This is a genomic window from bacterium, from assembly GCA_026398675.1.
GTDB lineage: Bacteria > RBG-13-66-14 > RBG-13-66-14 > RBG-13-66-14 > RBG-13-66-14 > RBG-13-66-14.
The window spans coordinates 1-2,305 of sequence record JAPLSK010000254.1; the positions used below are offsets into that span (position 1 = coordinate 1).

Here is a 2,305-nt window from a genome sequence, read left to right on the forward strand (position 1 = left end):
GATGCCGCTGCCCGAAAACGCGGGGCTCATCCCCCAGCCGAAGGGCTTGTCCGGTTCCCGCCAGAAGATGTTGTCGTAGACGGTCAGTCTCGCGAAGGAGTTCCAGGTGGTGTAGATGGGTTTTTCGACCTTGTGGGCGACCTTGGAGTAACGGATTTCGTAGGGGTTGAGGGGGGTGTGGCTTGAAACCGCGAGGAGCAGCACCAGCGCCCCGGCGGCCAGGGCGGGGATGAAAAATTTCCGGCCGCCTCCGCGGTCCGTTCCCGTGCCGAGCTCGCCGCCGAGAAACCGGTGCAGCAGCAGCGCGGCGATGACGGGCAACGCCCCGACCCAAACCAGAAGGCTCGTGGCGGGGATCAGGTATAACAGCGGGATGACGACCAGGCATCCCAGGCTCGCCCCGGAGAGATCGGCCCAATAGATGGTGCCTATCCTCTCGGAGTAGAGGGAGAAGATGCCGGCCAGCACGACTCCGCTGAAGAAGAACGGGATGAAGAAGAGGGCGAGGATTATGGCGAGCTTGAGATAGCTCCCGAACGAGTAGTAAATCCGCAGATCCACGTTGAGGTAAACGAGGGGGCTGACGGCGGCGAAAAGGCCGTAGAGGACCGCGGCCAGGGGGATGATGCTGCCGGCGTGGCGGCGGAACCAGTTGCCGAAAACAAAGATGAGGGCCGACGCGGCTCCGTAACCCAGAAGGGCCAGCGAAATGACGAAGAAGGCGAAGTAGTACCAGACCGTCACCGAAAAGACCCGCATCAGCGACAGCTCGTAGATGAGGGTCGTGACGGACAACAGGGCTATCGCCGCCAGGAGATTCAGCCGCTTCATGGGTTACCGCTTTCGTTCGGGGCGGGGAGCTCATCGGATGACGTCCGTCACCCGCTCTTCTTTTACGAAGGGACCTTCCGGCACACAGGTACCGTTTGCGGCGAGCGGCCTCCGGGTCGGATTTCGTCAATTTTACCAACGGGCGGCGCCGCAAGGCAAGGACCCGCTTGACCGTCCGCCCCGCTCGCGGTAATATTGCACGCATGTCGTGGCTTCTGCGAGATTTCAAGGGCGATCCGCTCCCCATCGTCCTGGAAACCCTGCGGCGTCCGGGGGCGGTGGTGGTGCTTCTGACCGACACCGTCTACGGCCTCGTGGGCCGGGCCTCCGACGCCCTAGCGGTGGAGCGCATCTACCGCCTGAAGAGGCGCGAGCCAGACAAGCCGCTCCCCTACCTCTTCGGCGCGTCCTGCTGGGTGGAGCGGTACTGCCGGGTGACCGACCCGCGCGGCCGGGCCTACGTGAAAATCTCCTGGCCGGGACCGCTGGGCGCCGACGCCTGGGAGGACGACTACACCCCGGGCGTGGACTCCCGCTGGCTGCCGCTGGCCAACCACTTCTGGCCCGGACCCCTGACCCTCGTTCTGCCCGCCGGGGAAACGCTGCCCCGCGCCGGTCTGGCCGGGGGCGACACCGTGGCCTGCCGCGTGCCGGGCAACGAATTCCTCCTCCGCGTCTTCACCGTGATTGACGAGCCGCTGGTCGCGCCGAGCGCCAATCTCTCCGGCGCAATGACCCTCGCCACCGCCGACGAGGTCATCGAGACCTTCGAGAAGGACGTGGACCTGATCGTGGACTCGGGGACGGTGCGCAACCCCCTGGCCTCGACCGTTCTGGACCTGACGGGGCCCAAGCCGCGGATTCTGCGCGAGGGGCGCATCCCGGTCTCGAAAATTTCGGCCATCATCGGCCCCGTGGAAAATTGACGGGAGGTAATGTGAGGGTTGCCGTAGCCTGCGACCATGGCGGAATCGCCGTGAAAAACGCCGTCCGCGACTGGTGCCGCGCGAGGGGCTACGAGGTCACCGACTTCGGCACCGACACCCCCGAGTCGGTGGACTACCCCGATTACGCGAAGCTCGTCGGCGGGGCAGTGGTCTCGGGGAAGGCGGACCGCGGCGTGCTGGTCTGCACCAACGGGATCGGGATGTGCATGGCGGCGAACAAGGTGCACGGTGTCCGGGCGGCTCTGGTGCGCATCCCGGAGAACGCGGCCCGTTCGCGGGCCCACAACGACGCCAACGTCCTGTGCCTCGCCGGGCAGGTTGATTCGCCGCCGGATTTGCCCGCGCTTTTGGCCGCCTGGTTCGACACGCCCTTCGAGGGCGGCCGCCACGCGCGCCGGGTGGTCAAAATCATGGACCTCGAAAAATAATCCCCCCTCCCGTTTAGGGAGTGGTGCGCCGACGTCAACCATCGTAAAAAACGACCCGTAGGGGCGACCGTCCACGGTCGCCCGCGGGCGGGGACAGAG

At 65.8% G+C, this 2,305-nt stretch carries 3 protein-coding genes; 2 read left to right on the forward strand and 1 reads right to left on the reverse strand.

Features of this window, described 5'->3' with window-relative positions; genetic code table 11:
• A partial coding sequence (locus NTW26_07900) for a hypothetical protein (protein MCX7022177.1) occupies positions 1-831 on the reverse strand: 831 nt, incomplete at its 3' end.
• Between the two features lie 203 nt (positions 832-1,034).
• On the opposite strand from NTW26_07900, the gene NTW26_07905 reads away from it, so the two are divergent.
• Both NTW26_07905 and rpiB read left to right on the forward strand, forming a co-directional pair.
• A complete protein-coding gene (locus NTW26_07905) occupies positions 1,035-1,757 on the forward strand; it encodes an L-threonylcarbamoyladenylate synthase (GenBank protein MCX7022178.1) in 723 nt (240 codons plus the stop codon).
• A gap of 11 nt (positions 1,758-1,768) precedes the next feature.
• Complete coding sequence (rpiB, locus tag NTW26_07910; protein MCX7022179.1) at positions 1,769-2,206, forward strand: ribose 5-phosphate isomerase B; 438 nt, start codon at positions 1,769-1,771, stop codon at positions 2,204-2,206.
• The last annotated feature ends 99 nt before the right edge of the window (positions 2,207-2,305 follow it).

Bases quoted from the DNA above. Each gene is read 5' to 3' on its own strand.
- NTW26_07905 (MCX7022178.1), top strand. From the start codon at position 1,035: ATGTCGTGGCTTCTGCGAGATTTCAAGGGCGATCCGCTCCCCATCGTC.